The organism is Amycolatopsis sp. NPDC045836 (genome assembly GCF_056431745.1).
The window spans coordinates 54,191-78,465 of the sequence record NZ_JBWKKF010000024.1; the positions used below are offsets into that span (position 1 = coordinate 54,191).

The 24,275-nt window shown below is 70.9% G+C and carries 23 protein-coding genes; 10 read left to right on the plus strand and 13 right to left on the minus strand.

Features of this window, described 5'->3' with window-relative positions; all coding sequences use genetic code 11:
- Positions 1–19: 19 nt before the first annotated feature.
- A complete protein-coding gene (locus AC07EG_RS33520; RefSeq protein WP_478257254.1) occupies positions 20–748 on the minus strand; it encodes a maleate cis-trans isomerase family protein in 729 nt (242 codons plus the stop codon).
- Between the two features lie 112 nt (positions 749–860).
- On the opposite strand from AC07EG_RS33520, the gene AC07EG_RS33525 reads away from it, so the two are divergent.
- Entirely contained in the window at positions 861–1,841 is a 981-nt protein-coding gene (locus tag AC07EG_RS33525) for a D-2-hydroxyacid dehydrogenase (RefSeq protein WP_478257255.1), read from the plus strand.
- Positions 1,842–1,849: 8 nt separating this feature from the next.
- Positions 1,850–3,259, plus strand: coding sequence for an amidase (locus AC07EG_RS33530; RefSeq protein ID WP_478257256.1), 1,410 nt, complete (start codon positions 1,850–1,852; stop codon positions 3,257–3,259).
- Between the two features lie 987 nt (positions 3,260–4,246).
- Here the strand turns inward: AC07EG_RS33530 and AC07EG_RS33535 are convergent.
- Entirely contained in the window at positions 4,247–5,488 is a 1,242-nt protein-coding gene (locus tag AC07EG_RS33535) for an MFS transporter (RefSeq protein WP_478257257.1), read from the minus strand.
- Complete coding sequence (locus AC07EG_RS33540) at positions 5,485–6,003, minus strand: ArsR/SmtB family transcription factor (protein WP_478257258.1); 519 nt, start codon at positions 6,001–6,003, stop codon at positions 5,485–5,487. Before AC07EG_RS33540 ends, AC07EG_RS33535 begins: the two co-directional genes overlap by 4 nt.
- Positions 6,004–6,097: 94 nt before the next feature.
- Between AC07EG_RS33540 and AC07EG_RS33545 the strand changes: the two genes are divergently transcribed.
- Positions 6,098–7,072 (plus strand): aldo/keto reductase, encoded by a 975-nt coding sequence (locus AC07EG_RS33545; protein WP_478257259.1) that lies wholly within the window; start codon positions 6,098–6,100, stop codon positions 7,070–7,072.
- Here the strand turns inward: AC07EG_RS33545 and pqqB are convergent.
- From pqqB to AC07EG_RS33575, 6 genes are all read right to left on the minus strand, one after another.
- Positions 7,069–7,914 carry a pyrroloquinoline quinone biosynthesis protein PqqB gene (pqqB, locus tag AC07EG_RS33550; RefSeq protein ID WP_478257260.1) on the minus strand — a complete coding sequence of 282 codons (846 nt, stop codon included), beginning with the start codon at positions 7,912–7,914 and terminating at the stop codon, positions 7,069–7,071. The two genes, AC07EG_RS33545 and pqqB, sit on opposite strands and share 4 nt — an antisense overlap.
- Entirely contained in the window at positions 7,911–9,002 is a 1,092-nt protein-coding gene (gene pqqE / locus AC07EG_RS33555) for a pyrroloquinoline quinone biosynthesis protein PqqE (protein WP_478257261.1), read from the minus strand. Before pqqE ends, pqqB begins: the two co-directional genes overlap by 4 nt.
- Positions 8,993–9,250 carry a pyrroloquinoline quinone biosynthesis peptide chaperone PqqD gene (gene pqqD, locus AC07EG_RS33560; RefSeq protein ID WP_478257262.1) on the minus strand — a complete coding sequence of 86 codons (258 nt, stop codon included), beginning with the start codon at positions 9,248–9,250 and terminating at the stop codon, positions 8,993–8,995. Before pqqD ends, pqqE begins: the two co-directional genes overlap by 10 nt.
- On the minus strand, positions 9,247–9,939 hold the full coding sequence (gene pqqC, locus AC07EG_RS33565; protein WP_478257263.1) for a pyrroloquinoline-quinone synthase PqqC: 693 nt from the start codon (positions 9,937–9,939) through the stop codon (positions 9,247–9,249). Before pqqC ends, pqqD begins: the two co-directional genes overlap by 4 nt.
- A 58-nt stretch (positions 9,940–9,997) precedes the next feature.
- Positions 9,998–10,090, minus strand: coding sequence for a pyrroloquinoline quinone precursor peptide PqqA (gene pqqA / locus AC07EG_RS33570; RefSeq protein WP_209662225.1), 93 nt, complete (start codon positions 10,088–10,090; stop codon positions 9,998–10,000).
- A 141-nt stretch (positions 10,091–10,231) separates the two neighbouring features.
- On the minus strand, positions 10,232–11,605 hold the full coding sequence (locus tag AC07EG_RS33575; RefSeq protein ID WP_478257264.1) for a WS/DGAT/MGAT family O-acyltransferase: 1,374 nt from the start codon (positions 11,603–11,605) through the stop codon (positions 10,232–10,234).
- Between the two features lie 164 nt (positions 11,606–11,769).
- Between AC07EG_RS33575 and AC07EG_RS33580 the strand changes: the two genes are divergently transcribed.
- The 7 genes from AC07EG_RS33580 to AC07EG_RS33610 all read left to right on the plus strand — a co-directional run bounded on the left by AC07EG_RS33580 (position 11,770) and on the right by AC07EG_RS33610 (position 21,356).
- On the plus strand, positions 11,770–13,425 hold the full coding sequence (locus AC07EG_RS33580) for a thiamine pyrophosphate-binding protein (RefSeq protein WP_478257265.1): 1,656 nt from the start codon (positions 11,770–11,772) through the stop codon (positions 13,423–13,425).
- Positions 13,422–15,455 (plus strand): hydantoinase/oxoprolinase family protein, encoded by a 2,034-nt coding sequence (locus AC07EG_RS33585; protein WP_478257266.1) that lies wholly within the window; start codon positions 13,422–13,424, stop codon positions 15,453–15,455. Before AC07EG_RS33580 ends, AC07EG_RS33585 begins: the two co-directional genes overlap by 4 nt.
- On the plus strand, positions 15,452–17,143 hold the full coding sequence (locus tag AC07EG_RS33590; protein ID WP_478257267.1) for a hydantoinase B/oxoprolinase family protein: 1,692 nt from the start codon (positions 15,452–15,454) through the stop codon (positions 17,141–17,143). Before AC07EG_RS33585 ends, AC07EG_RS33590 begins: the two co-directional genes overlap by 4 nt.
- Before the next feature lie 2 nt (positions 17,144–17,145).
- Positions 17,146–17,937 carry an SDR family NAD(P)-dependent oxidoreductase gene (locus AC07EG_RS33595; protein ID WP_478257268.1) on the plus strand — a complete coding sequence of 264 codons (792 nt, stop codon included), beginning with the start codon at positions 17,146–17,148 and terminating at the stop codon, positions 17,935–17,937.
- Positions 17,934–18,632 carry a GntR family transcriptional regulator gene (locus tag AC07EG_RS33600; protein WP_478257269.1) on the plus strand — a complete coding sequence of 233 codons (699 nt, stop codon included), beginning with the start codon at positions 17,934–17,936 and terminating at the stop codon, positions 18,630–18,632. The genes AC07EG_RS33595 and AC07EG_RS33600 overlap by 4 nt, the downstream gene beginning before the upstream one ends.
- Before the next feature lie 142 nt (positions 18,633–18,774).
- Complete coding sequence (locus AC07EG_RS33605; protein ID WP_478257270.1) at positions 18,775–20,187, plus strand: aldehyde dehydrogenase family protein; 1,413 nt, start codon at positions 18,775–18,777, stop codon at positions 20,185–20,187.
- A complete protein-coding gene (locus AC07EG_RS33610) occupies positions 20,187–21,356 on the plus strand; it encodes a CaiB/BaiF CoA transferase family protein (RefSeq protein ID WP_478257271.1) in 1,170 nt (389 codons plus the stop codon). Before AC07EG_RS33605 ends, AC07EG_RS33610 begins: the two co-directional genes overlap by 1 nt.
- Here the strand turns inward: AC07EG_RS33610 and AC07EG_RS33615 are convergent.
- The 4 genes from AC07EG_RS33615 to AC07EG_RS33630 form a co-directional block, all read right to left on the minus strand.
- A complete protein-coding gene (locus AC07EG_RS33615) occupies positions 21,346–21,873 on the minus strand; it encodes a hypothetical protein (protein WP_478257272.1) in 528 nt (175 codons plus the stop codon). The genes AC07EG_RS33610 and AC07EG_RS33615 overlap by 11 nt on opposite strands.
- 3 nt (positions 21,874–21,876) lie before the next feature.
- Complete coding sequence (locus AC07EG_RS33620) at positions 21,877–22,164, minus strand: hypothetical protein (RefSeq protein ID WP_478257273.1); 288 nt, start codon at positions 22,162–22,164, stop codon at positions 21,877–21,879.
- Positions 22,165–22,292: 128 nt separating this feature from the next.
- Positions 22,293–23,039, minus strand: coding sequence for an IclR family transcriptional regulator (locus AC07EG_RS33625; RefSeq protein ID WP_478257274.1), 747 nt, complete (start codon positions 23,037–23,039; stop codon positions 22,293–22,295).
- Positions 23,040–23,075: 36 nt separating this feature from the next.
- Entirely contained in the window at positions 23,076–24,212 is a 1,137-nt protein-coding gene (locus AC07EG_RS33630; protein ID WP_478257275.1) for a serine hydrolase domain-containing protein, read from the minus strand.
- Between the last annotated feature and the right edge of the window lie 63 nt (positions 24,213–24,275).

The following is a 24,275-nucleotide window of genomic DNA, read 5'->3' on the forward strand; positions in this document are numbered from 1 at the left end:
ACAATCCTACCGGCTGGACCTACGAAACGTCACGCAACCAGTTGCCCGGTCCCACGATCGGCAGCTCCATGCGCATCAGGCAGGCCCACATGGTCAGCTGGTTCGCGGTCAGCACCGGCTTGCCGAGCGCCGCCTCCAGCGGCTCGATCAGGTCGAAGGTCGGCAGGTTCGTGCAGCTGACGAACACCGCTTCGGCTTCGGAGTGGTCGGCGGCGAGGATGCGCTCGGCGATGGTCCGGTAGTTCACCTTCCAGATGCCACCGCCGAGGCCGAGGTGGTCGCTGGACACCGTTTCCACGTCCAGTTCGGCCAGGAACTCGTGCAGTTTCCCGGTCAGGTCCTCGTCGTACGGCGTCAGCACGGAAACTTTGTGCAGGTCCAGGCGTTGCAGCACCTCAGCCAGCGCACCGGAGGTGGTGACCGCGTCTGGCGCGCCGGCGTCGCAGATCGCCTTGCACAGCGAGCGCTCGTAGTCGATGCCGTTGACGAAGCTGCCCGACGTGCACAGGTATGCGACCACCTCTGGTTCCACGTGAAGCACGTCACGCGTGGCGGCGGCCAGGTGCCTGCTGTCGCTGACCAATTGGGCCATTTCCATGCTGACCGGCACGGGTTCGTACGGGGTGCGCGCCAGGTGGAGCGACACCTCCATCGGAACCCAGCGCCACAACTCGCGCTCCAGAGCGAGGTCGAACGGGGCGATCACGCCGATGCCCCGCTGGGCGAGCGGGCCGTCGAACACGGGCATCTCGAAATCCAAGGCCAAGCCTCCGCGGTGACGTCTTGGGGAATGCAGAGAGCCTCCGGGGTGGCTCCTCGGATTGTTGACAATCATACGACCGGCTCTTACCGTGTCAACGGTGATCGGCACGGAATCCCCGGTGTTGGCGGTGCTGTGCGGCGACCAGCACCCCCCGGACATGGACAGCATCGAGCACGCGGCCGAGGTGCGTTATACCGACGAGGCGGGTTTAAAGAAGGCGTTACACGGCGCTGACATCCTGTTCGTCTACGACTTCCTGTCCACCGCCGTGCCCGGCGCGTGGGCAGCCGCGGACCGGTTGCAATGGCTGCACATCGCCAGCGCGGGGGTGGACCCGGTGCTGTTCCCCGGTTTGCGTGACAGCGACGTGGTGCTGACGAACTCGCGGGGTGTCTTCGACGACGCCATCGCGGAGTACGTGCTGGGTGTGGTGCTCGCCTTCGCCAAGGATTTCGCGCGCTCGCGGCAGTTGCAGCAGGAGCGGACCTGGCGGCACCGCGAGACCGAGCGGATCGCCGGTCGCCGGGCGCTGGTGGTCGGCACCGGGCCGATCGGCCGGTCGATCGCGCGCCTGCTGCGGGCGGCCGGGCTGGTCGTGGCCGGTGCCGGGCGGACGGCCCGCGAGTCCGATCCCGACTTCGGCGTGGTGCACCCGTCCGCCGAGTTGGCCGGGCACCTCGGCGATTACGACTACGTGGTGGCGGTGGCGCCGCTGACCGAGCAGACCAAGGGCATGTTCGACGCGCGGGTGTTCGCCGCGATGAAGCCCGGTGCGCGGTTCGTCAACGTCGGGCGGGGCGAGCTGGTGGTCACCGGCGACCTGGTCGCGGCCCTGCGCGCGGGCACCCCGGCCGGCGCGGCGCTCGACGTGTTCGACACCGAGCCGCTGCCGGTGGACAGTCCACTGTGGAGCATGGAGAACGTGCTGATCTCCCCGCACATGTCCGGCGACTTCCTCGGCTGGCGCAACACCCTGGTCGAGGTGTTCGCCGGCAACTTCGAGCGGTGGCGCCGCGGGCAGCCGCTTCGTAATGTCGTGGACAAGCGGCTGGGTTACGTGCCGTCCGGCAGCAACTGAGGAGGACCATGAACGAGTCGGGGACCCTGCTGACGGCCAGTGAGCTGGTGGCGGCCTACGGGTCCGGCGAGCTGTCCCCGGTGGAGGCGACGCAGGCTTCTCTCGACGCGATCTCGGCGCGGGACGGTGAGCTGAACGCCTACTGCCTCGTCGACGGCGATTCCGCGCTGGAACAGGCGAAACTGGCCGAGCAGCGGTGGCGCGACGGCAATCCGATCGGCTGGCTGGACGGGGTGCCGACCTCGATCAAGGACATGTTCCTCACCCAGGGCTGGCCGACGCTGCGTGGTTCGCGCTGCATCGACCCGGCCGGGCCGTGGGAGGTCGACAGCCCGGTGACCGCGCGGCTGCGTGAGCACGGGCTGGTGCTGCTGGGCAAGACGACCACGCCGGAACTGGGCTGGAAGGCCGTCACCGACAACACGCTGACCGGCATCACGCGCAACCCGTGGGACCCGTCGCTGACCGCGGGCGGTTCGAGCGGCGGCAGCGCGGCGGCCGTCGCGGCGGGCATGGGCGAGCTGTCGGTGGGGACCGACGGTGGTGGTTCGGTGCGGATCCCGGCCTCGTTCTGCGGCATCGTCGGGTTCAAGCCGACGCACGGGCGCATCCCGCTGTTCCCGGCCAGCCCGTTCGGGCCGCTGGGGCACGCCGGTCCGATGGCGCGTTCGGTGGACGACGTGGCGTTGCTGCTGGACGTGCTCGCCATGTCGGACCACCGGGATCCGTCCGCCCTGCCGCCGACGGTGAGTTCGTACCGGGAGGCGGTGCGTCGGGATGTGCGCGGGGTGAATGCCGCGTATTCGGCGAACCTGGGTTACGTGGACGTCGATCCGGAGATCGCGCGGATCGTGCTGGGGGTGGTGGCCGCCCTGGACGAGGCGGGCCTGCGGGTGGAGGAGACGGACCCGGGTTTCGGGGACCCGCTGGACGCTTTCGACGTGCTTTGGTCGACGGGTGCGGCGAAGTGGCTGGACACGTTCCCGGAGGGTTCGGCGGAACTGGTCGACCAGGGGTTGCGGCGGGTTTGGGAGCACGGGCACACGTTCTCGGCGAGCGACTACCTGGAGGCGAGCGCGGTGCGGGCGGCGCTGGGCATCCACATGGGCGAGTTCCACCTGCGGCACGATGTGCTGATCACGCCGATGATGCCCATCTCGCCTTTCGAGGCGGGGCACGATGTGCCGCCGGGGAGTTCGTACACGAGCTGGCCGGAGTGGACTCGGTTCACCTATCCGTTCAACCTGACGCAGCAGCCGGCCATCAGCGTTCCGGTGGGGTTCACGGCTGCGGGGTTGCCGGTGGGGTTGCAGATCGTGGGGCCGCGGCACTCGGATGACCTGGTGCTGGCGGTGGCGAAACTGGTCGAAGAGGTCAAGCCGCGGGCTACGGACCAACCGGCGATGCCGCGTCGATAAGGGTGCTCTGATGCGAGAGCAGTGCTCTCGGTTGAAGTGGGCGTCGGCGGGGGCTTCGGCAAGGGTGAATTGCGTCGGCGGGGTGGGACTCCGGCGGGGTGAGTTGCGTGGGCGGGGACGGGGCTCGGGCGGGGTGCGTCGGGGGTGGCCCCGGCTGAGGTGTGAGCACTGCTCTCGTTTTGGAGCAGTTGACTCTGATGGGGCAGGGCAGTGCTCGCTAGGGGATTTCTGCTGGCTGGAGGGGATCGTCGAAGTGAGCAGTGCTCTCGTTTCGGAGCGCTGCCCACTTGCGAATCCCCTGGCAAAGCGCCTCGGGCAGCCCAGCGGCGGACATATGCTCTAAAACGAGAGCAGTGCTCACTGTCGCCGAAGGCGAGTCCTTATCCGCGAGAAGCGAGAGCGGTGCTCTCATGAAAGAGCGCTGCTCTCACGAGCTGCGGCCAACCTCAGCGACTACAGCTTGGCGGCTGCAGCTTGCGGCAGCTTGACGGCTGCAGCTTGGCGCCTGTGGTCTTGGCAGCTGCCACTTTGCTTGCTCGTCTCGGGCTGCCTGTCTTGGCCTGCTGGGTCTGGATGGCCCTTTCAGGTGGCTCCGCGCGTTCGCCTCGAATCGCGGTCGCCCTTGGAGGGCTCGTTCAAATTGCCGTCGCCTCTTGGGTGATGGTCTTGAGTTGCCGTCTCCCCTTGGGAGACCGCCTTTGAGATTGTCGTCGCCCTTGGGTACCTAGCCTTGAGTTGGCGTCGCCTTGGGTAGCTGGCCGTGAGTTGGCGTCGCCTTTGGGTACCTAGCCTTGAGTTGGGGTCGCCTTTGGGTGGCTGGTCGTGAGTTGAGGTCGCCTTGGGTAGCTGGTCTTGAGTGGTCGTTGCGCTCGGGCAACCAGCCTTTAGTGCCGTCGCCCTTGGGGGTTGGTCTTGGGTTGCTGCCGCCCTTTGGTGCCTCGTTGAGGGGCGCTCTCGTGTTGACTTGGCTCGCATTCAGGCCGGAGGTCAGGGTGCCGACGGCACAACTCCAGTGACCTCAGCTGGCTGAGCCGCCTTCCTCGTCAAGGTCCGAATCTGCCTGCTGCACAAAGCGAGAGCGGTGCTCACCACGATGAGCAGTGCTCCGGCCAGCAAGGTCGTATCCGCACCGAAGTGAGCGGCCAGCGGCCCCGCGGCGACCTCCCCCACCGGCATGGCGATGAACGAGCCCAGCATGTCGTACGAGTAGACCCGCGCCAGCTTCTCCTCCGGAATGTTCTCCTGCAGCGACACATCCCAAGCCACCACGAACTGCTCGATGGCCACCCCCGCCAAGAAAGCCGCACAAAGCAGCGGCACCAACTGCGGCGAGGAAGCCAGCACCACCAAGGGCACCGCCTCCACCGCGATCACCGCCACCCCGAGCACCAGCGCCCGCCGCGGCTGCCACCGCGCGGCCACCACCCCGCCGGCGAACGCCCCGGCCGTCTGCGCCGCCAGGGCAAAGCCCCAAGCCGCCCGCCCGACCGTCTCGTCGGCGATCGCCGGGCCCAAAACCGCGTAGCTACCCGTGATCACCGCGTTCACCACCCCGAACTGCGCGACCACCACCCACACCCAGGCCCGCGCGGTGAACTCCCGCCAGCCCTCGACCAGGTCCCGCAGCGGGTGCGACCGCGAAACCGCCCGCCGGGTCAACCGCACCCCTCGGTAACCCGCCGCCGACAGCAGGAAGACCGCGGCGTCCACGCCGATCGCCCAGCCCGCACCCAAACCGGCCGCGAGCACCCCGCCCAGTGCGGCGCCGGTGATCCGGCCGGTGTTCGCGCCCATGCGCGCCAGCGCGTTCGCCGGGGTCAGCAACGCAGCGGGCACGGTCTGCGGGGTCAGCGAAGCAGCGGCGGGCAGGGAGACCGCGCTGACCGCACCGTTGAGCGCGCTCAACCCGAGCAGCAGCGGAATGGAAGCGAAACCGCCCAGCACGCTCGCGGCGATCAGGCCCTGCGTCGAAGCGGCCGCGACGCCGGTGCCCTGCAGGATCACCGCCCGCGGCAACCGGTCGGCCAGCACCCCGCCGAACAGCAGCAGCACCACGTTCGCCAGCGAGCGCACGCCGACCACCAGGCCGAGGTCGACCACCGAACCGGTCAGGTCGAGCACCGCGAACGCCAGCGCCACGGGCGCGATCGCGTTGGCGAGTTCGGCCCCCGTCCGCCCGGCGAGCAGCCAACGGAAATCCCGGTGTCGCAACGGGTCCCGCAGGCTCATGACCGGGTCATTTCGAACAGCGCGACGGTGGCGCTCACCCGGCGCGTGCCCGGCGAGCGCGGTGGCCGGGCGGCCGCGTGCAGGAGCTCGCCGAGCTGCTGGGCGAGGTCGACGGCCCGGTTCCAGTCGGCGGGGGAGAGCCAGACCTCCGCATCGGTGACGGCGGACCGGCCCTTCGCCACCCGGTGCTCGGTGCGCCGCCGCAGTTCGCCCGCCAAGGCGGCGGCGAACAGCTGCTCGCCTTCCCGGTCGTCGTGGTTCCACGGCCGCCCGGACCTCGGGACGTGCCGGTACCGCTTGGCCAAGCCGCCCTGGATGCGCACCTCCTCGGCGATCACCAGCAGGCCCGCTTCGTGCAGGCGCCGCAGGTGGTAGCTGACGTTCGCCTGCGTCTCACCCAGTTCGCGGGCGGCTTCGGCGGCGCTCATCGCCGCCCCGGTGAGCAGCGACAAGATGCGCAGGCGCAGGGGGTGGGCGAGCACGCGCAACTCGACCAGCTCGGTCTTCTCCGACATGGACGCGAGTATCGGAGCCAGCTCGGCCAACTGTCAAATGACTCTTTGGGGGTAGTGCCGTGCGCCCGCGGCGGCCCTGTGTTTCGCTGGGCGCATGCGTACGACGACTTTGGGCAGGAGCGGGCTGGAGGTCTCCCGGATCGCCTTCGGGACCTGGCAGCTCGGTGGTGACTGGGGCTCGTTCGACGAGGACACCGCCGCCGAGGCCATCCGGCACGCCCGCGAACTGGGCGTCAACTTCTTCGACACCGCACAGGGATACGGCTCCGGCAAGGCGGAGGCGCTGCTCGGCAAGGCACTGCGCGACGAGCTGAACCGCGACCGGGACAGCCTGGTGATCGCCACCAAGGGCGGCATCTACCCCGGCGAAAACCGCCCCCGCAACGCCGGGCGCGCGTCGCTGCGCAGCGGGGTGGAGGAGAGCCTGCGCCACCTCGGCCTCGACCACATCGACCTCTACCAGGTGCACTGGCCCGACGCGGGCACCCCGGCCGAGGAGACCGCGTCGGCGCTGCAGGAAATGGTGGACGAGGGCAAGATCCGGCACGCCGGGGTGTCCAACTACGACACCCGCCAGCTGGCCGCCTTCGACGCCACCCGGCCGGTGGAAACGCTCCAGCCGCCGTATCACCTGTTCCGGCGGGCGATCGAAGAGGACCCGCTGCCGTACGCGCGTGAGCACAACATCGGCGTGCTCGCCTACAGCGCGCTGGGCAGCGGCCTGCTGACCGGTTCGCTCACCCAGGACACCGTGTTCGAGCCGGACGACTGGCGTTCGCAGGCGTCGGCGTTCCAGGGCGACAGCCTGCGGCGCAACCTGGAGGTGGTGGACGAGCTGAAGGAGTTCGCCGCGGGCAGGGACATCACGGTCAGCCAGCTGGCCATCGCCTGGGTGCTCGCGCAACCGGGTGTGCACGTGGCGATCGTCGGCGCGCGGAAGCCGAAGAACATCTCGGAGAGCCTGGCCGCCGCCGACGTCGACCTGACCGCCGAAGACCTCGCCGAGATCGAGCGCATCACGGCCGGTGCCGTGCAGGTCGACGGCGCCTCACCGGAGGGCATCTCCTAGAGGGTCAGCAGGGTGCCGTCGAGCGGCAGTTCGGCGCCGGCGGCCAGGACCTCCTTGTGCTCCGCGGACTCCGGGCACAGAGCCGGGTTCGTGTTGTTCAGGTGCGTGTAGGCCCAGCGCGTGCCGGGGCGGTGCCGGATGCGGGCGAGGCTGTCCGTGATCGGGACGTGCCCCATGGCCCGCTGCGCCTGCGTGCCGACCCCGGTTCCGGACATCTCGCCGTCACCGTGGAAGGTCCCGTCGAGCAGCACGTAGTCCGCGCCCGCGACGAACTCGTCGAAACCGGGCGGCCAGGTCGCCAGGCAGGGGGCGTAGACGAACACGCCCCCGGTCGACGGGTCCTCGACGCGGTAGGCGACCACCCACGGGCCGTCCATTGTGGAATCCCGGGCGTACTTCGGCTTCTTGTCGCTGACCGGCAGCGCACGAACACGCAGTCCGCCGACCTCCGGCGGCACCGGCGAGAACGTCCAGTCGCCGTACCGGCCGACGGGCAGCGCACCCCGCAAGGCGCCCAGGGCGGCGTCCGGGCCCCACACCTCGAACGACGGTGCCTCGCGCAGCATGACCAGGCCCAGCGTGTGGTCCAGCTCCGCATCGGTGAGCAGCGCACCCCGCAACGGCGTCTCCCGCGGCCCCGGTCCGGCACGCAACACCGGCGACGCGAGGATCTGCGCCCGGATGTCCGGGGACGCGTTGACCAGGTACCAGCCGCGGCCGTCCGCGCTGATCGCCACGCAGTCCTGAGTCCGGTGTGGAGCGTCCGAAGCGCACAGCGCGCAGGCGCAGTTCCACTGCGGGAAACCGCCTCCGGCGGCGGTGCCGAGCAGCAGCACCTTCATCGCGGCACCCGCCGCAGGACCAGTTCCGGTTCCACGGCCGGTGGTGGAGCAGCGAGGACCAGGTCGACGATCTCGCGGTCCGGCGACCGCGAGCACACCGGATCGGTCGCCGCCGCATCGCCGGTGAGCAGGAACGCCTGGCAGCGGCAGCCGCCGTAGTCGGCGCCACGCCGGTCGCAGGACCGGCAGGTCTCGCTCATCCAGTCCTCCCCGCGGAAGGCGTTGAACGACGACGAGCCGTACCAGATCTCGTGCAGTGGCTTGCGGGTGACGTTGTCCAGCTCGAGCGTGGTGATCGCGGTCGCCGCCGGGCACGGCAGCACGTCGCCGTTCGGGGCCACGGTCAGCTGCCGCGCACCCCAGCCGTACATGCACGGTTTCGGGTACGGCTCGTAGTAGTCGGCGACCACGTAGATGATCTCCATGGTGCCCCGCAGGCGTTCGGCGGCGGCCCGCACGACCGGTTCGGCGGCGTCGAGCTGGGCCCTGGTCGGCATCAACGCCGTCCGGTTCTTCAGCGCCCAGCCGTAGTACTGGGTGTTCGCCAGCTCCAGCCGGTCGGCGCCCATCCGCTCGGCGAGCACGATGATCCCGGCCAGCTGGTCGTGGTTCTGCCTGTGCAGCACCACGTTCACGCTCAACGGCAACCCGGACCGCTTGATCAGCGCCGCGGCGGTCAGTTTGTGCTCGTGCGCTCGGGTACCGGCGAGCCGGTCCGCGCGCTCGGCGTCCGCGCCCTGCACGGACAGCTGGATGTGCGCGAGCCCGCGTTCTGCGAGGTCGTCGAGCCGCGCCGAGGTCAGGCCCAGGCCGCTGGTGACCAGGTTGACGTAGCACCCGAGCTCGCTCGCGTGCGAAACCAGCTCCGGCAGGTCGGGCCGGGCCAGGGGCTCCCCGCCGGACAGGTGCACCTGCAGCACGCCCAGTTCCCGCGCCTGCGACAACACCGAAAGCCATTGGCCGGTATCGAGTTCGTCCGCCCGGGTGACCAGTTCGACCGGGTTGGAGCAGTACGAGCAGTGCAGCGGGCAGCGGTGGGTCAGCTCGGCGAGCATGCCCAGCGGCGGCTCCGCGGGCTTCACGTCCATTCGACCACCCGCCGTTCCGCCAACCGCGACAGCACCCCGCTGACGTCCGCCTCGCGCACCCCGCGGTACTGGCAGCCCAGCGCTTCGGTGATGTCGGCGACGCTGGCCTCCCCGTCGCAGAGTTCCAGTACGGCGACGGCGGTTTTGTTGGGCACCAGCACGCCTTCCGGGAACAGCAGCACGTGCGTTTCACGCACCTTGTCGTAGGTGAGCCGGACACCGCGGCGCAGTCGGGGTTTCACGGTCACTCCTTGCGCGCGGCGCGCTCGATGGCGTCCAAGGTGGACCACAGCACGTCGCACTTGAAGGAGAGCGCGGCGATCGCCGCCTCCTGCTGCTCCCTGGTGCGGCAGTGGGTCAGCACGAGGTCCACTGTGGCCTGCCCTTCGCCGGACACCGCGTCGATGCGGTTGGTGAAGTAGGCGAGGTCGGTGCGACTGATCCAGCTGTAGTTGGCCAGCACGTCGGCCACCCGCCGCTTCATCAGTTGGCCGGAGAACATCTCCGTGAGCCCCGACGCGACCGCCTCCACCCACGGTCTGGTCCTGGCGAAGGTGACGTAGGCGTCCACGGCGAACCGGACGCCGGGTACGACGTGCCGCTCGTCCAGCACTTCCTCGCGGCTGAGGCCGACCGCTTCGCACAACCGCAGCCAGCGCTCGATGCCGCCCTCACCCGGTGCGGCCCCGTCGTGGTAGACCAGCCGCGGCAACCACTGGCGCCGCACCTCCGGCAGCGGGCAGTTGCTGATGATCGCCGCGTCCTTCTGCGGGATCATCCGCTGGTAGTACCACCGGTTCGCGGCCCAGACCCGCAGTTCGTGCTCGGACAGCTCGCCGGCGTGCATCCGTTGGTGGAACGGGTGGGTGCCCCAGTAGCGGTGGGACAGTCCGCGCAGGGCGGCGTCGAACTCGGCGTGGCTGAGCGGCGCGCTCATCGTGGCCCCTTCGCTGGGTGCGGGGAGGCGGCGGGGGCGCGCGGCCCCCGCCAGCCCGTTATTCCATGCGGGCCGCGTAGGCCGTGACTTCCATCGGCGTTTCGTACTCGACGAAGTCCGGAGTGGTCCAGACCTCCGTGGGTTCGATCATGCTGACTCCTCGCCATCGACGACGACCGGGCAAGGACGACCCTAGAAGCGCCGTCCGAGGCAAAGCTAGGGTTTCCGCCTTGCCCCGAGCCTGTGTCCCGCTGATGGAGTAGTAAAGCGATTTCGAAGTGACGGAGGGTGCTCAGGATTTGGCGACCGCGCTTTCCAGCTCGGCCAGCGCGGTGTCCAGGTGGGTCAGCAGGCGCTGCAGGTGCGGCACGCTGCGGCGGCAGCCGGTGATGCCGAAGTCCAGGTTGTCGCCGTTGCTGGTCAGCGTGATGTTCAGTGCCTGCCCGTCGAGCAGCACCGAGGCCGGGTAGACGCCGTCGAGCCGCGCGCCGTTCCAGTACATCGTCCGGCGCGGGCCCGGCACGTTGGAGATCACCAGGTTGAACGGCGGGCGCGTGTTGCTGACGAAGCCGGGGATGCCGGACACGCCGAGCGGCGCCACGTTGATGGCGGACAGGATCAGCGCCTGCAGCGGCGTGAGGTCCTTGAAGATGCGCTTGCCGTCGCGCATGGACTGGTGGATCACCTTCAGCCGGTCGGCCGGGTCGCTGCGGTCGGTGGCCAGGTTGCACAGCAGCGCGCCGACCGCGTTGCCGGAGGACTCCCCGGCTTCGACCGGCTTGCGCATGGACACCGGCACCATCGCGACCATCGAGGTGTGCGGCAGCGCCCGCTGCTCGATCAGGTAGTCGCGCAGGGCGCCGGAGCACATCGCCAGCACCACGTCGTTGCGCGACACCCCGGCGGCGGTGGCCACCCGGCGCACGCGGTCGAGCGACCAGGACTGCGCGGCGAACCGCCGCGCGCCGCCGATCGGCACGTTGAGCATGGTCTTCGGCGCCTGCGTGGGCAGGGTCAGGCTGTGCTCGCGGAAGGCTTCGTTGGCCACCTTCACCGCGGCACGCGGCAGTCGCGCCAGCTGGCCGAGCGACTGCCGGGTGCCGGTGAGCAGCGAGAGCGGGTCGCGGCGGGGCCGCCGCACCTGCCTGGTCTTCGGCCCGCCCCACGGCGGCGGGGAATCGCGCTCGTCCGGGCTGTCGCTGAGCGTCGCCTGCATCTGGCGGAGGGCGGAGACGCCGTCCATCAGCGCGTGGTGCACCTTGCTGTACACGGCGAACCGGTCGTCCTGCAGGCCCTCCACCAGGTGCACCTCCCACAGTGGACGGTGCCGGTCGAGCAGGGTGCTGTGCCAGCGGCCGGTCAGTTCGAGCAGCTCGCGGATGCGGCCGGGCTGGGGCAGGGCGGAGTGCCGGAAGTGGTAGTCCAGTTCGAGTTCGACGTCCTCGGCCCAGGCGGCGTAACCCATGGTGTTGACCGGGCGCGCGGGACGGCGGCGGAAGGCGCGGCGGACTTCGGAGCGTTCGAGCAGCCTGCGGCGGAGGTCGCTGAGGTAGTCGGGGCCGGCGTCCTCGGGTTTGCAGAACAGCTGGAGGCCACCGACGTGCATCGGGTGCTCTCGGGATTCGACCAGGAGGAACATCGAGTCGGTAACGGGCATCAACGGCATATCCGGCCACCTCTCTCTCCGGCACCCGGGTTCCACCGGAGGCCCGAGTGTACGCGTGGATCGAGCCGGGGAAACACCCTGCGACAGTGGGAGATCCGCCGGGGGCACCACAACATCGGGTAGCGGTACTGTTCGATCGTTGAACGATTGAGTAGGCTGGCGGCGTGCCGCTCGTCAGCCATGCGAAGCCGAAGTCCGGGGCCGATCAGCTCGCCGACGCGCTGGGTGAGCTGGGCGTGGAGGTGGCCTTCGGCTTGCCGGGCGTGCACAACCTGCCGATCTGGGAAGCGCTCGCGGCCACCGGGCTGCAGCTGATCGGCGTCCGCCACGAGCAGACCGCGGGGTATGCCGCCGACGGTTACGCCCGCGCCACCGGCAAGCTCGGCGTCGCGGTCGTGACCACCGGCCCCGGGGCGGCCAACACGCTGGCGGCGGTGGGCGAGGCGCAGGCGTCCGGTTCCCCGGTGCTGGTCATCGCCACCGACGTGCCGTCCACCCTGCGCCGTCCCGGCACGGTGCGCGGGCTGCTGCACGAGAGCCGCGATCAGGCGGCGTTGTTCGCGCCGCTGACCAAGGGGCAGTCCACCGTCGGCTCGCCGGAGGAGATCGCCGGTGCCGCGATCCAGGCGGCCCGGCTGGCGCAACGGCCGCAGAGCGGCCCGGTCTACCTCGGCATCCCGGCCGACTTCCTGACCGAGGTCACCAAGCGCGCCAAGGACCCCGTGCACGTCGAGCCGGTCAGCGAGCCGCTCGACCTCGGCCGTGCCCGCGAGTTGTTCGAACGAGCCGAGCGGCCGCTGATCTGGGCCGGTGGCGGCGCGCTGCGAGCCGGGGCGGGCACGGTGCTCGGCGAACTGGCGGAGAAGCTGGCGGCGCCGGTGCTCACCACCTACGGCGCCCGCGGCCTGCTGCCCCCCGAACACCCTTGCCTGGCCCCGAACTCGGTGCACAGCCCGGAGGTCGGCGCGCTCTGGGACGAGGCCGACCTGGTGCTCGGCGTCGGCACCGACTTCGACGGCCTGATGACGCAGAACTGGCTGATGCCGCAACCGCCGACGTTGATCACGGTCAACGTCGACGGCGAGGACGCGGCCAAGAACTACCGGCCGGAGCTGAGCCTGGTCGGGGACGCCCGCGAGGTGGTCACCGCCCTGCTCGGGGAACTGCCGCCCAAGGACGGGCTGGAGAAGCTGACCGCCAGGCTGCGCCGGATGAGCGCGACCATCCGGCGGCGCATCCGCGAGGACGAGCCGCAGGCCGCCGACTTCCTCGGCACGCTGGAGGAGGTGCTGCCCGAGGACGCGGTCCTGGTCACCGACATGTGCGTGGCCGGGTACTGGGTCGGCGGGTTCCACCGCATCCCCGGCCCGCGCAAGCTCGCCTACCCGATGGGCTGGGGCACGCTCGGCTTCGGCTTCCCGGCCGCGCTCGGCAGCGCGGCGGCGGGCGCGGGCCGGGCCGTCTGCATCACCGGCGACGGCGGCTTCCTGTTCGCCTGCGGGGAGCTGGCCACCGCGGTGCAGGAGAACCTGCCGGTCACCGTGGTCGTGGTGGAGGACGGCGGGTACGGCATGCTCCGCTTCGACCAGGAGCAGGCCGGGCTGCCCGCCCGCGGGGTGGACCTGGCCGGCCCGGACTTCGTCGCGCTGGGCAAGTCGTTCGGCCTGCGTGCCGAGCGCGTGCAGGGCTTCGGCCGGGCCTTCCGCCGGAAACTGGGCTCGATGATCGGGGCCGACGAGCCGAACCTGCTGGTGGTGGCCGCGGCCATGCGCCCGCCGCTGAACACGTCACCGCGCTGGTACCGGAAGGAACGGGCATGACGCTCCAGGTGGGGGTGGACATCGGTGGCACGTTCACCGATCTGTGCGTGCTGGACGCCTCCGGCGTGGTGGCCATCGGCAAGGCGCTGACCACGCACGACGAACCGGCCCGCGCGGTGGAACAGCTGTTGCGCGCCAACCTGCGTGATCCGTCCCAAGTGGACAAACTGGTGCACGGCACCACGCTGGTCACCAACGCGCTGATCGAGCGAAAGGGAGCCAGGCTGGCGATGCTGAACACCGCGGGCTTCCGCGACGTGCTGGAGATGCGCCGCGAGCACCGCTACGAGCTGTACGACCTGCAGATCGAGCTGCCCGAGCCGCTGGTGCCGCGGCACCTCCGGTTCGACGTGCCGGAACGCATCCTCGCTGATGGCAGCGTGCGCACCCCGCTCGACGAGGAGTACGTCGCCCGGCTCGGCACCGAACTGGCCGAACGCGGCATCGAAGCGGTGGCGATCTGCTTCCTGCATTCGTTCACCAATCCCGAGCACGAGCGCCGGGCGCGGGACGTGCTGGCCGGGGTGGCGCCCGGGTTGCGGGTGGCGCTGTCCTCGGAGGTGGTGCCGGAGATCCGCGAGTTCGAACGGGCCTCGACCACGGCCGCGAACGTTTACGTGCAGGACCTGACCGAGCGCTACCTGCGTGATCTCGAACAGCGGGTGCACCGCGCGGGCATCGGCCCGGCACCGCACATCATGCTGTCCAACGGCGGCATCGCCACGGTGGACACCGCCGCGCGGTTCCCCATCCGCATCCTCGAATCCGGGCCCGCCGGTGGGGCGCTGGCGGCGTCGGCGTTCGGGGCGGTGGCCGGGGAGGCCGATCTGCTCGCCTTCGACATGGGCGGCACCACGGCGAAGCTGTGCCTGATCTCCGACGGCGCGCCGCTGGTCACGCACGAGTTCGAGGTCGACCGGGTGTACCGGCTGCTGCCGGGATCCGGGCTGCCGGTGAAGGTGCCGGTGACCGACATGATCGAGATCGGCGTCGGCGGCGGTTCGATCGCCCGCATCGACGCGCTCGGACTGCTCACCGTCGGCCCGGATTCGGCGGGTTCCGAGCCGGGTCCGGTCTGCTACGGCCGCGGTGGCACCCAACCCACGGTCACCGACGCCGACCTGGTGCTCGGCTACCTCGACCCCGGGTACTTCCTCGGCGGCGAGATGACGCTGGACCTGGACGCGGCACGCGAGGTCATCCAGCGGGAGATCGCCGGACCGCTGGGCGTCAGCCTCGAAGAGGCGGCGTACGGCATCCACGCGCACGTCAACGAGGACATGGCGAACGCCGCACGCGTGCACGCGGTGGAACGCGGCAAGGACCCGGCGCGGCTGCCGATGTTCACCTTCGGCGGGGCCGGGCCGGTGCACGGCGTCGGGGTGGCGCGGGCGCTGGGTGCCCGGCAGGTGGTCGCCCCACCCGCCGCGGGCGTGATGAGCGCGGTCGGTTTCCTGACCGCCCCACTGGCCTTCGACTTCGTGCGCACCTCGCGGGCCGGGGTGGACGAGCTGAGCTGGTCCGAAGTGGACGCCCTGTTCACCGAGATGGAGCGTGAGGGCGAGGAACTGCTCAAAGCGTCCGGAGTGGACTCGGTGACGCACAGCCGGATCGCCGAAATGCGGTACGCGGGGCAGGGGTACGAGATCCGCGTGCCGGTGCGCGAAGGCGAATGGCCCGCGTCACTGGTGCACGACTTCACCGAGACCTACCGCGAGCTGTACCGCCGGACCGGCCCCGACGTGGGGGTGGAAGTGCTGAACTGGCGGGTGGTTTCGGCCGGTCCGGTGCCGCGGGTGAACCTGCGGCTGAACGTCGGCGCCGGGGACGGGGAGGCCCGCAAGGGCAGCAGGCAGGCGTACTTCCCGGGTGGTTTTGTCGACACGGCGGTGTACGACCGCTACCGGCTCGAGGCGGGTGACCGCGTCGACGGCCCGGCGATCATCGAGGAACGTGAGTCCACTCTGGTCGTTCCACCCGGCGCGGTGTGCACCGTGCGGGCCGACTCCGGTCTGGTGGTGACCCCGTGAGCGTGGACCCGATCCTGGTCGGCGTGGTCGGCAACCGGCTGCACTCGATCCTGGCCGAACAGCAGAACGCACTGGTCAACACGGCGTTTTCCGCCGTGGTGCGGGAATCGCTCGACCTCGCCTGCGCGGTGTTCGACTCCCGCGGCGAGATGATCGGGCAGTCGGTCGGCGGCACGCCGGGGCACATCAACGCGATGGCCACCGGCATGCACCACTTCGTCGCCGCCCACCCGCCCGGATCGCTGGCACCCGGCGACGTGCTGCTGACCAACGACCCGTGGCAGACCGCCGGGCAGATCAACGACATCACCGTGGCCACCCCGGTGTTCCACCGCGGCCGGGTGATCGCCTGGTTCGCCTCCTGCTGCCACGCCCCGGACATCGGCGGCCGGCTGGTTTCCGCCGAGGCGAACGAGGTGTTCGAAGAGGGCCTGCGGCTGCCGATCCTGAAGTTCCTCCGGGCCGGTGAGGTCAACGCCGACCTGGAATCGATCATCCGGGCCAACGTGCGCACGCCGGAGGAGACCATCGGCGACCTGTACGCGCAGGTGGCGGGCAACACCGTCGGCGCGGCGAGCCTGGTGCGGCTGGCCGAGGAGTTCGACCTGGACTCCCTCGACGAGATCGCCGCGGAGATCATGAACCGGTCGGAGCGCGCGTTGCGGGACGCCATCGCCGCGTTGCCGGACGGCACCTTCCGCAGCGAACTGCGGACCGACGGCTTCGGCGGCGAAGAGGTGCGCCTCGAGGCCGCGCTGACCGTGCGCGGTGAGGACATCGACATCGACTTCGCCGGTTCGTCACCGCAGAGCAGGCACGGCATCAACGTGGTGCTCAACTACACCCGGGCGTACGCCTCGTTCGCGGTGAAGGCGGCGATCGCCCCGGAGGTGCCGCACAACGCGGGCTCGTTCCGGCCGGTGCACGTGACCGCGCCGGCCGGCTCGGTGCTCAACTGCCTGCCGCCCGCCCCGGTCGCCTCCCGGCACCTGATCGGCCACTTCCTGCCGTCCCTGCTGATCGGCGCACTGGACGGGCGGATGGCGCACAGCGCCGACGCGCTCTGGATGACCATCTGGCGTGGACGGTCCCATGAGGACGGTCGCGAGTTCATGCTGAACGTGTTCCAGACCGGGGGCATCGGCGCGCGGGCGACCAAGGACGGCCTGAACACCACGGGCTTCCCGAGCGGGCTGCGGGCCACGCCGACCGAAGTGATCGAGACCATGGCGCCACTGGTGCAGATCCGGCGGGTGCTGCGCACGGACTCCGGTGGCGCGGGCACCCACCGCGGTGGGCTCGGCCAGTCGACCACGGTGACCGCCCGCGGGCACATCTCCTGGAGCGTGAACGGGAACGTCGACCGCACCAGCTCACCGGCGACCGGGGTGCACGGCGGCCTGGACGGCGAGCCGGGCCGGTTCGGCCTGGCCGACGGCACCGAGCTGCCCGGCAAGCGCCGGGTCCACCTGGCACCCGACGCCGAGGTGGACGTGGTGCTGCCGGGCGCCGGTGGTTACGGCGATCCGCGCGAACGCGACCCGGAACGCGTGCTCGCGGACGTGGTCGACGGTTACGTGTCGATCGAAGCGGCACGGGAGACCTACGGCGTCGAGATCCGCTACACCGGCAGGCCGGACGCGCTGGTCCGGCTGCCCGCCGACTACCGCATCGTCGAGAGGGACTGAACATGGGCCGCATGGACAACAAGGTCGCGCTGGTTTTCGGTGGGGCGCGGGGGATCGGCCTGGCCACGGTGAAGGAGTTCCTCGCCGAGGGCGCGATCGTGCACGCGAGCGACATCCGCGAGCCCGCCGAGGTGATCGAGCACCGCAACTACCGGCACACCATCGCCGACGCCACCGACGAAACCGCCGTCCAGGCCGTGGTGGAGCAGTCGCTCGGTGAGCACGGCCGGATCGACGTGCTGTTCAGCAACGTCGGCATCCACCTCGGCAAGCCGCTGCCGGAGACCACGCTCGCCGAGTTCGACCACATCTTCGCGCTGAACGTGCGCACCGCGTTCCTGACCTCGCGGGCGGTGCTGCCGCACATGATCGAGGCCAAGGCGGGCAGCATCGTGCTCACCTCGTCGAACGGCGGCATGATGGGCCGCCCGGCCGACCCGGTGTACAACGCCACCAAGCACGCGCTGGTCGGGCTGGCCAAGTCGCTCGCCGTGGCGCACGCGCACCTGGGCATCCGGGTCAACACCGTCAACCCCGGTGCCATCGACACCGACATGCTGCGCGGCACGCTGGCCTCGCCGGACGAGTTCGAGGCCAAGCAGCACGCGCTCACCGCGAGCACCCCGGCCGCCCGCGTCGGCGAGGCGTGGGAGGTGGCGAAGGCGGTGGTCTTCCTGGCCAGTGACGAATCGCGGTTCGTCAACGGCGCGGTGCTCCCGGTGGACGGGGCCAAGGCCGCCGGGGCGATGCCGGGCAACCGCTACTCGCTCGACTTCGACCTGGGCGTGCGGTGACCGGCGGCGATCCGTCGGCGGTGCTCGCTGGCGACCGGTCGTCGCTGGCCAGGGCGGGCACCGCCGAGCGGGTGGCCCAGATCCTGCGGCAGCGCATCACCGAGGGCGTGTTCCTGCCGGGGACCCGGCTGTCGGAACCGGCGATCAGCGGGGCGCTCGGGGTTTCCCGGAACACCCTGCGCGAGGCGTTCCAGCTGCTGGCGCACGAGCGGCTGGCGGTGCGCGAACTCAACCGCGGGGTGTTCGTCCGCGAGCTGACCGCGCCGGACATCGAGGACCTGTACCGGATCCGGCGCATGGTCGAATGCGCTGCGGTCCGCGAGGCCGCCGACCGCGGCGACCTGGTGCTCACCGAGCTGGAGCAGGCGCTGGCGACCGGCAAGCAGGCCGCGCTCGCCGAGGACTGGCAGGCCGTCGCCACCGCCAGCATCCAGTGGCACCAGGCGCTCTGCGAGCTGGCGGGCAGCGATCGGGTGGCGGGCACGATGCGCCAGGTGCTCGCCGAGACGCGGTTGTTCTTCGTGCTCACCGAGAGCACGCAGGCGTTCTTCGAGCCCTACCTGGCGCGGCACGAGAAGATCATCGGCCACCTCCGCCGCCGCCGCTTCGACCTGGCCGAGCAGGCACTGGAACGTTACCTCCGCGATGCCGAACGCCAGCTGCTGGCCGCCTACCACCGCCGGAAACCCCAATGACCTCACCACGCCGGAATACGGTTCTGCGCTCGGCAACAACACGCGAGGCTCAAAAGCGACCTCGCCGTCGCGCCGGAGGCGCGACCAAAAATCCAGCTAAGGTGCAAGGCGTTCCGCTGGACCGACTAGGGAGTTTGCTGCGATGCGTGACGTGATCTATGTCGACGGCAAGTGGATCGCCTCCTCCGCGCCGGAGACCATCGACGTGGTCAACCCGGCCACCGAGGAGGTGATCGACCGGGTGCCCGCCGGGAGCGCCGCCGACGTCGACGCCGCCGTGGCCGCCGCGCGCCGGGCGTTCGACGGCTGGTCGGCCACCCCCGCTGAGCAGCGCTGCGGTTACCTCGGGCAGCTCGCGGCGAAGCTGAAGGAGCGCAACCAGGCGATCGCCGAGGCGATCACCGCGGACATGGGCGCGCCGGTGAAGATCGCGCAGAAGGTGCAGGCCGGACTGCCCGCCGTGGTGGCGGCGAGCTACCGCGATCCAGCAGTGGTGCCCGACCGCGGTGAGGAGGTCGGCAACTCGCTGATCGTGCGGGAACCGATCGGCGTGGTGGGGGCGATCACGCCGTGGAACTACCCGTTGCACCAGATTGTGGCGAAGGTCGCACCCGCGTTGGCCGCCGGTTGCACGGTGGTGCTCAAGCCGAGCGAGGTGGCCCCGCTGGCGGCCTACCTGCTCACCGACATCCTCGACGAGATCGGCCTGCCGCCCGGCGTGTTCAACCTGGTCAGCGGCACCGGCCCGGTGGTGGGTGAAGCCATCGCGGCGCACCCGGACGTCGACATGGTCTCGTTCACCGGTTCCTCGCGGGCCGGCGCGCGGGTGTCCGAGGTGGCCGCGCAGACGGTCAAGCGGGTGGCGCTGGAACTGGGCGGCAAGTCGCCGAACGTGATCCTGCCCGACGCCGACCTGGCCACCGCGGTCAAGTCCGGGCTGAGCAACGTCTACCTCAACAGCGGCCAGACCTGCACCGCGCTGACCAGGATGATCGTGCACCGCGACCAGCGGGACGAGGTGGTCGGCCTGCTCGCCGACGGGGTGGCGAAGTTCCGCGTCGGCGACCCGGCCGACCCCGCCACCAAGCTGGGCCCGCTGGTCTCGGCCGCCCAGCGCGACCGCGTGCGCGGGTACATCCAGCGGGGCATCGAGGAGGGCGCGACGCTGGTCGCCGGTGGCCCGGACGCGCCGGAGGGCCTGGACAAGGGCTACTACGTCCGGCCGACCGTGTTCGCCGACGTCACCCCGGAGATGACCATCGCGCAGGAGGAGATCTTCGGGCCGGTGCTCTCGGTGCTGACCTACGAGACCGAGGAGGAGGCGGTGGCCATCGCCAACGGCACCCAGTACGGCCTGGCCGCCGCGGTCTGGGCCGGGGACGCCGAGCACGCCACCGCGGTCGCCAGGCGGATCCGCGCCGGGCAGGTCGAGGTCAACGGCGGGGCGTTCAACCCGCTGGCCCCGTTCGGCGGTTACAAGCAGTCCGGCAACGGCCGGGAACTGGGCCGGTTCGGGCTGGAGGAGTTCCTCGAGACCAAGGCGATCCAGCGCTGATGCGGCCGCTGGACGGCCTCCGCGTGGTGGACCTGTCCCGGATCCTCGCCGGGCCGTACTGCACGCAGCACCTCGGGGAGATGGGCGCCGACGTGATCAAGGTCGAGCCGCCGGGGCACGGGGACGACACGCGGAACTGGGGCCCGCCGTTCGTCGGCTCGACGGGCGAGGCGGTCTACTTCCTCGCCGCGAACCGGAACAAGCGCGGCATCGTGCTCGACCTCAAGGACGAGCGCGGCCAGGAGGCCGTCCGGCGGCTGGTGGCGCGGGCCGACGTGCTGGTGGAGAACTTCCGCCCCGGCACGCTGGAGCGCTGGGGGCTCGGTTACCGGACGCTGTCGGAGCTGAACCCCCGGCTGATCCACGTGTCCATCACCGGGTTCGGGCAGACCGGGCCGTACCGCGACCGCCCCGGGTACGACCTGATCGCGCAGGGCATGGGCGGGGTGATGGGGCTGACCGGCGAACCCGGCGGCCCACCGGCGAAGGTGGGCCTGCCGGTGGCCGACCTGAACGCGGGCACCTGGGCGATCATCGGCGTGCTGATGGCGTTGCAGGCCAGGCACACCACCGGTCGCGGGCAGTACCTGGACGTGTCGCTGATGGACGCCCAGCTCGCCTGGCACACCTACGCCGCCGGGGCGTACTTCTACGACGCGGAACGCCCGGAGCGGATGGGCTCGGCGCACCCGAGCATCGTGCCGTACCAGGCGTACCCGACCGCCGACGGCTGGCTGAACGTGGCCGTGGGCAGCGAAAAGCTCTGGCGCGGGTTCCGGGAACTGCTCGGGCTGGACGACGACCCGCGGTTCGCCACGAACGCGTCGCGGGCGGAACACCGGGACGAGCTGAATTCACGCATCGCCGCGGTCATGCGCACCCGCACGAACGCGGAATGGCTGAAGAAGTTCGAGGAGGCGTCCATCCCGGCCGGTCCGATCAACACCGTCGACGAGGTGTACGAGGACCCGTGGGCGGAGGAACGCGAGCAGGTCGTCCGGCTGCCGCACCCGAGCGTGGGCACCTACCACGGCACGGGGTTCCCGGTGAAGGCGTCGGAAACCCCGGCGCGGCCCAGTTCCGCCCCGCCGCTGCTCGGGCAGCACACCGAGGAGGTGCTGGCGGAACTGGGGTTCAGCGCCGAGGAGATCGCCGGGTTCACCCGGTGAGGCCGTCCAGTTCGGACGCCAGCGCCTCGATCGCGGCCAGGTACTGCTCGACCTGGTGCACGATCGCGGCACACGCCTCGTGCACCAGATCGGCGGGTTCCGGGGTGAGGTCCCCGTCGAGCACCAGCACGCAGGCGGCGTCGGCCCGGATCGCCACGTCGACCGCGTACCGGGCGGCGGCGCGGGCGAAGCCGTCGAGCTGGTCGGCGATGCGCAGGCCGGCCAGCACGGTCTTCTCGGTCGCCTCCCGCTCGTCCCGGTAGGCGCGCACCAGCTCACCGCGATCGGTGAAGTGGCCGCGGATGCGGGCCTCGCTGTAGTCGACATTGGCTTCCGCCAGCGGTTTCTGCGCCGCCCGCGCCCGGTCCACCATGCCGCGCAACGCGGCGGGCGCGCAGTCGACGTACCGCAGCGCGTGCAGCGGGTCGGGCGCGTGCAGGTATTCCGCCGCCGCCCGCAACCGCACCAGGTGGGCGGCGGCGGTGCGCAGCTCGCGGTGCATGAACACCATCGGCACCCTTCAGGCGTAGCGGAGCAGGTGCTCGTCGGCGGCGTCGCGGAGTTCGTCCGCCTCCCGCTCGGTGGCGTCGGCCAGCACCCGCATCCCGGCGGCGCGCGTGCGGATCGCGGCGTTCCACAGCTCCGCGAGCAGCCGCGCCTGGGCCGAGTACCCGAAGGGCGGCCCGCCGGTCTGCGGATCCGGCTCCTCCCGCCCCAGCTCCACCACCCCGGCGGCGAACCGCGCGGTCTCCGCCGCGTCGTCCATCATCGCCGCGGGCTGCGGCCCATCCGGTCTGAAACCACCCATCGGTCACTCCTTGGTCCGGTTACCCCGCATTCAATACGACGTCTGGCCCAGTCAGCGGTTCCGCGTCTTCGGCCACGCCTCCGGCGTGGCGCGCGAGGCCGCTTCTGACCAGCGCGACCTCGCGGGGGCTACAAACCGTATTGGGTGAAGGCATCCTGGATGCGTTGCGCGTGGTGGTGCAGGACGGTGATCGCGGTGCGTTTGGCCTCGTCGCCGAAGCGGAGGGCCGGGCCGGCGACGGTCAGCACGGTCGGCCGCTGCCCCGGCACGCGCACCGGCACCGAACAGGACCACACGCCCTCGTCGACCTCGCCCGAGCTGACCGCGTACCGGTTCAGCTCGGCCCGCTTCAGCTCCTCCCGCAGACCGGCGCCCCGCCGCTGCACCACCTCGGCGAGCCGCCGGCTGCGCTCGGGTTCGGGCAGGCTGGCCAGCAGCATCTTCCCCGACGAACTGGTGCCCAGCGGCACCGAATGCCCCGGCTGGAAGGCGAACCGCATGGCCTGGTCGCACTCCACCCGGTCCACGCAGACCGCCGCGTCGCCGAAGTGCTGGAACAGCAGCACGGTCTCCCGCAGCCCCCGGGTGGCGTCCTCCAGCACCGGGCGCGCCAGCCGGACCAGGTCGTTCGCCACCTGCGCGGCCCGCGCCAGCGGCATGACCTGCGACGTGACGTGGTAGCGCCCGGCCCGGCCCTCCTCCAGCAGCTGCAGTTCCTTGAGCAGCGCCACGTACCGGTAGGTGGTGGCGATCGGGGTGCCCACCAGCGCGGCCAGCTCCGCCACGGTGGCCTCCGGCCGCCGTTCGGAGAACGCCAGCAGCAACTGCAACACCTTGCGGGAGCTGCTGGCGCCCGGTGTCCGCTTGGCGGTCATCGCCCCATGGTTGATCAACTTCGGGGGAACTGCAAATCAGTCGCAGACCACGTCTTCGACCGTGCGCTTGACCACCGCTTCCGCCGGACCACCGAAGGCCTCGGTGGACAGCGACAGCACGACGCCACGGCGGCCGTCGCCGCTGAAACCGTTCCGGGTGGCGAAACCGGGGATGTCCCCGCCGTGCGACCACGCGAATTCGCCGCAGCCGAGCGGGTTGCTGGTGATGCCCAGCCCGTACGCGCTGCCCGGCTCGGTTTCCTGCCAGGTCTTCGCGGGCACCGTCTTCCGCATCTCGGCGAACTCCGCCGGGCGCAGCAGCTTGCCGCCGAGCAGGGCCTGCCAGAACCGGCTCAGGTCCGACGGCGTGGAGACCATGTCCCCGGCCGCCCCGCCCCAGGTCGGGTTCAGTTCGGTGGTGTCGACCAGTTTGGTGGTGCCCGGCCAGACGGTGTAACCGCGGGCGTGCGGCTTCGGCAGCCCGGTCCGCTCACCGGGGGAGAAGGTGTCGCGCAGGCCCAGCGGCTTCAGGATGCGCGCGCGGACCTGGTCCGCCCACGGCGCGCCGGTGATCTTCTCGATCAGCATGCCCGCCAGCAGGTAGTTGGTGTTCGAGTAGTCCCAGCTGGTGCCCGGCGCGAACTCCGGCGGCTGCGCCATCGCCCGCTCGACCAGCTGGGCCGCGTCGTGGCGGTCGAAGCGGTGTGCCAGGAAATCCTGCTCGCTGCGCAACGGCAGGTCCCTGGTGTAGTCGTGCAGCCCGCTGGTGTGCTGCAGCAGCTGGCGCACGGTGATCTGGTCACCGCCGGGGCTGGTGACCACGCCCGGCAGCAGGTCGGCGACCTTGTCCTCGAGGCCGAGCCGCCCCTCGCCGACCAGCTGCAGCACCACCACGGCGACGAAGGTCTTGGTGTTGCTGCCGATCCGGAACGAGCCGTCGTGCGGTACCGGCTTCGACCTGCCCGCTTCGGCCACGCCCGACCGCGCGGTCAATCGGCGGGTCCCGGTGCCTGCCTGCGCCTGCACCCCGGTGATCCCGGCGTCGCGGATGGCGTCCAGGTGGTGCTGCAGGTCCGCGCGGCCGAAACCGGGGGTGGTCGCCAGTGCCGGTGCGGCGGTGGTCAGGGTGAGTGCGGTGATGACGGCTGCGGTGGTGATCCGAGTTGCTCCCATGCCTGGAAAACTATGGGGCGCGCGCGGTTCGTCACAGGGAGTGCTTACCCGTCTCGGGGGTGG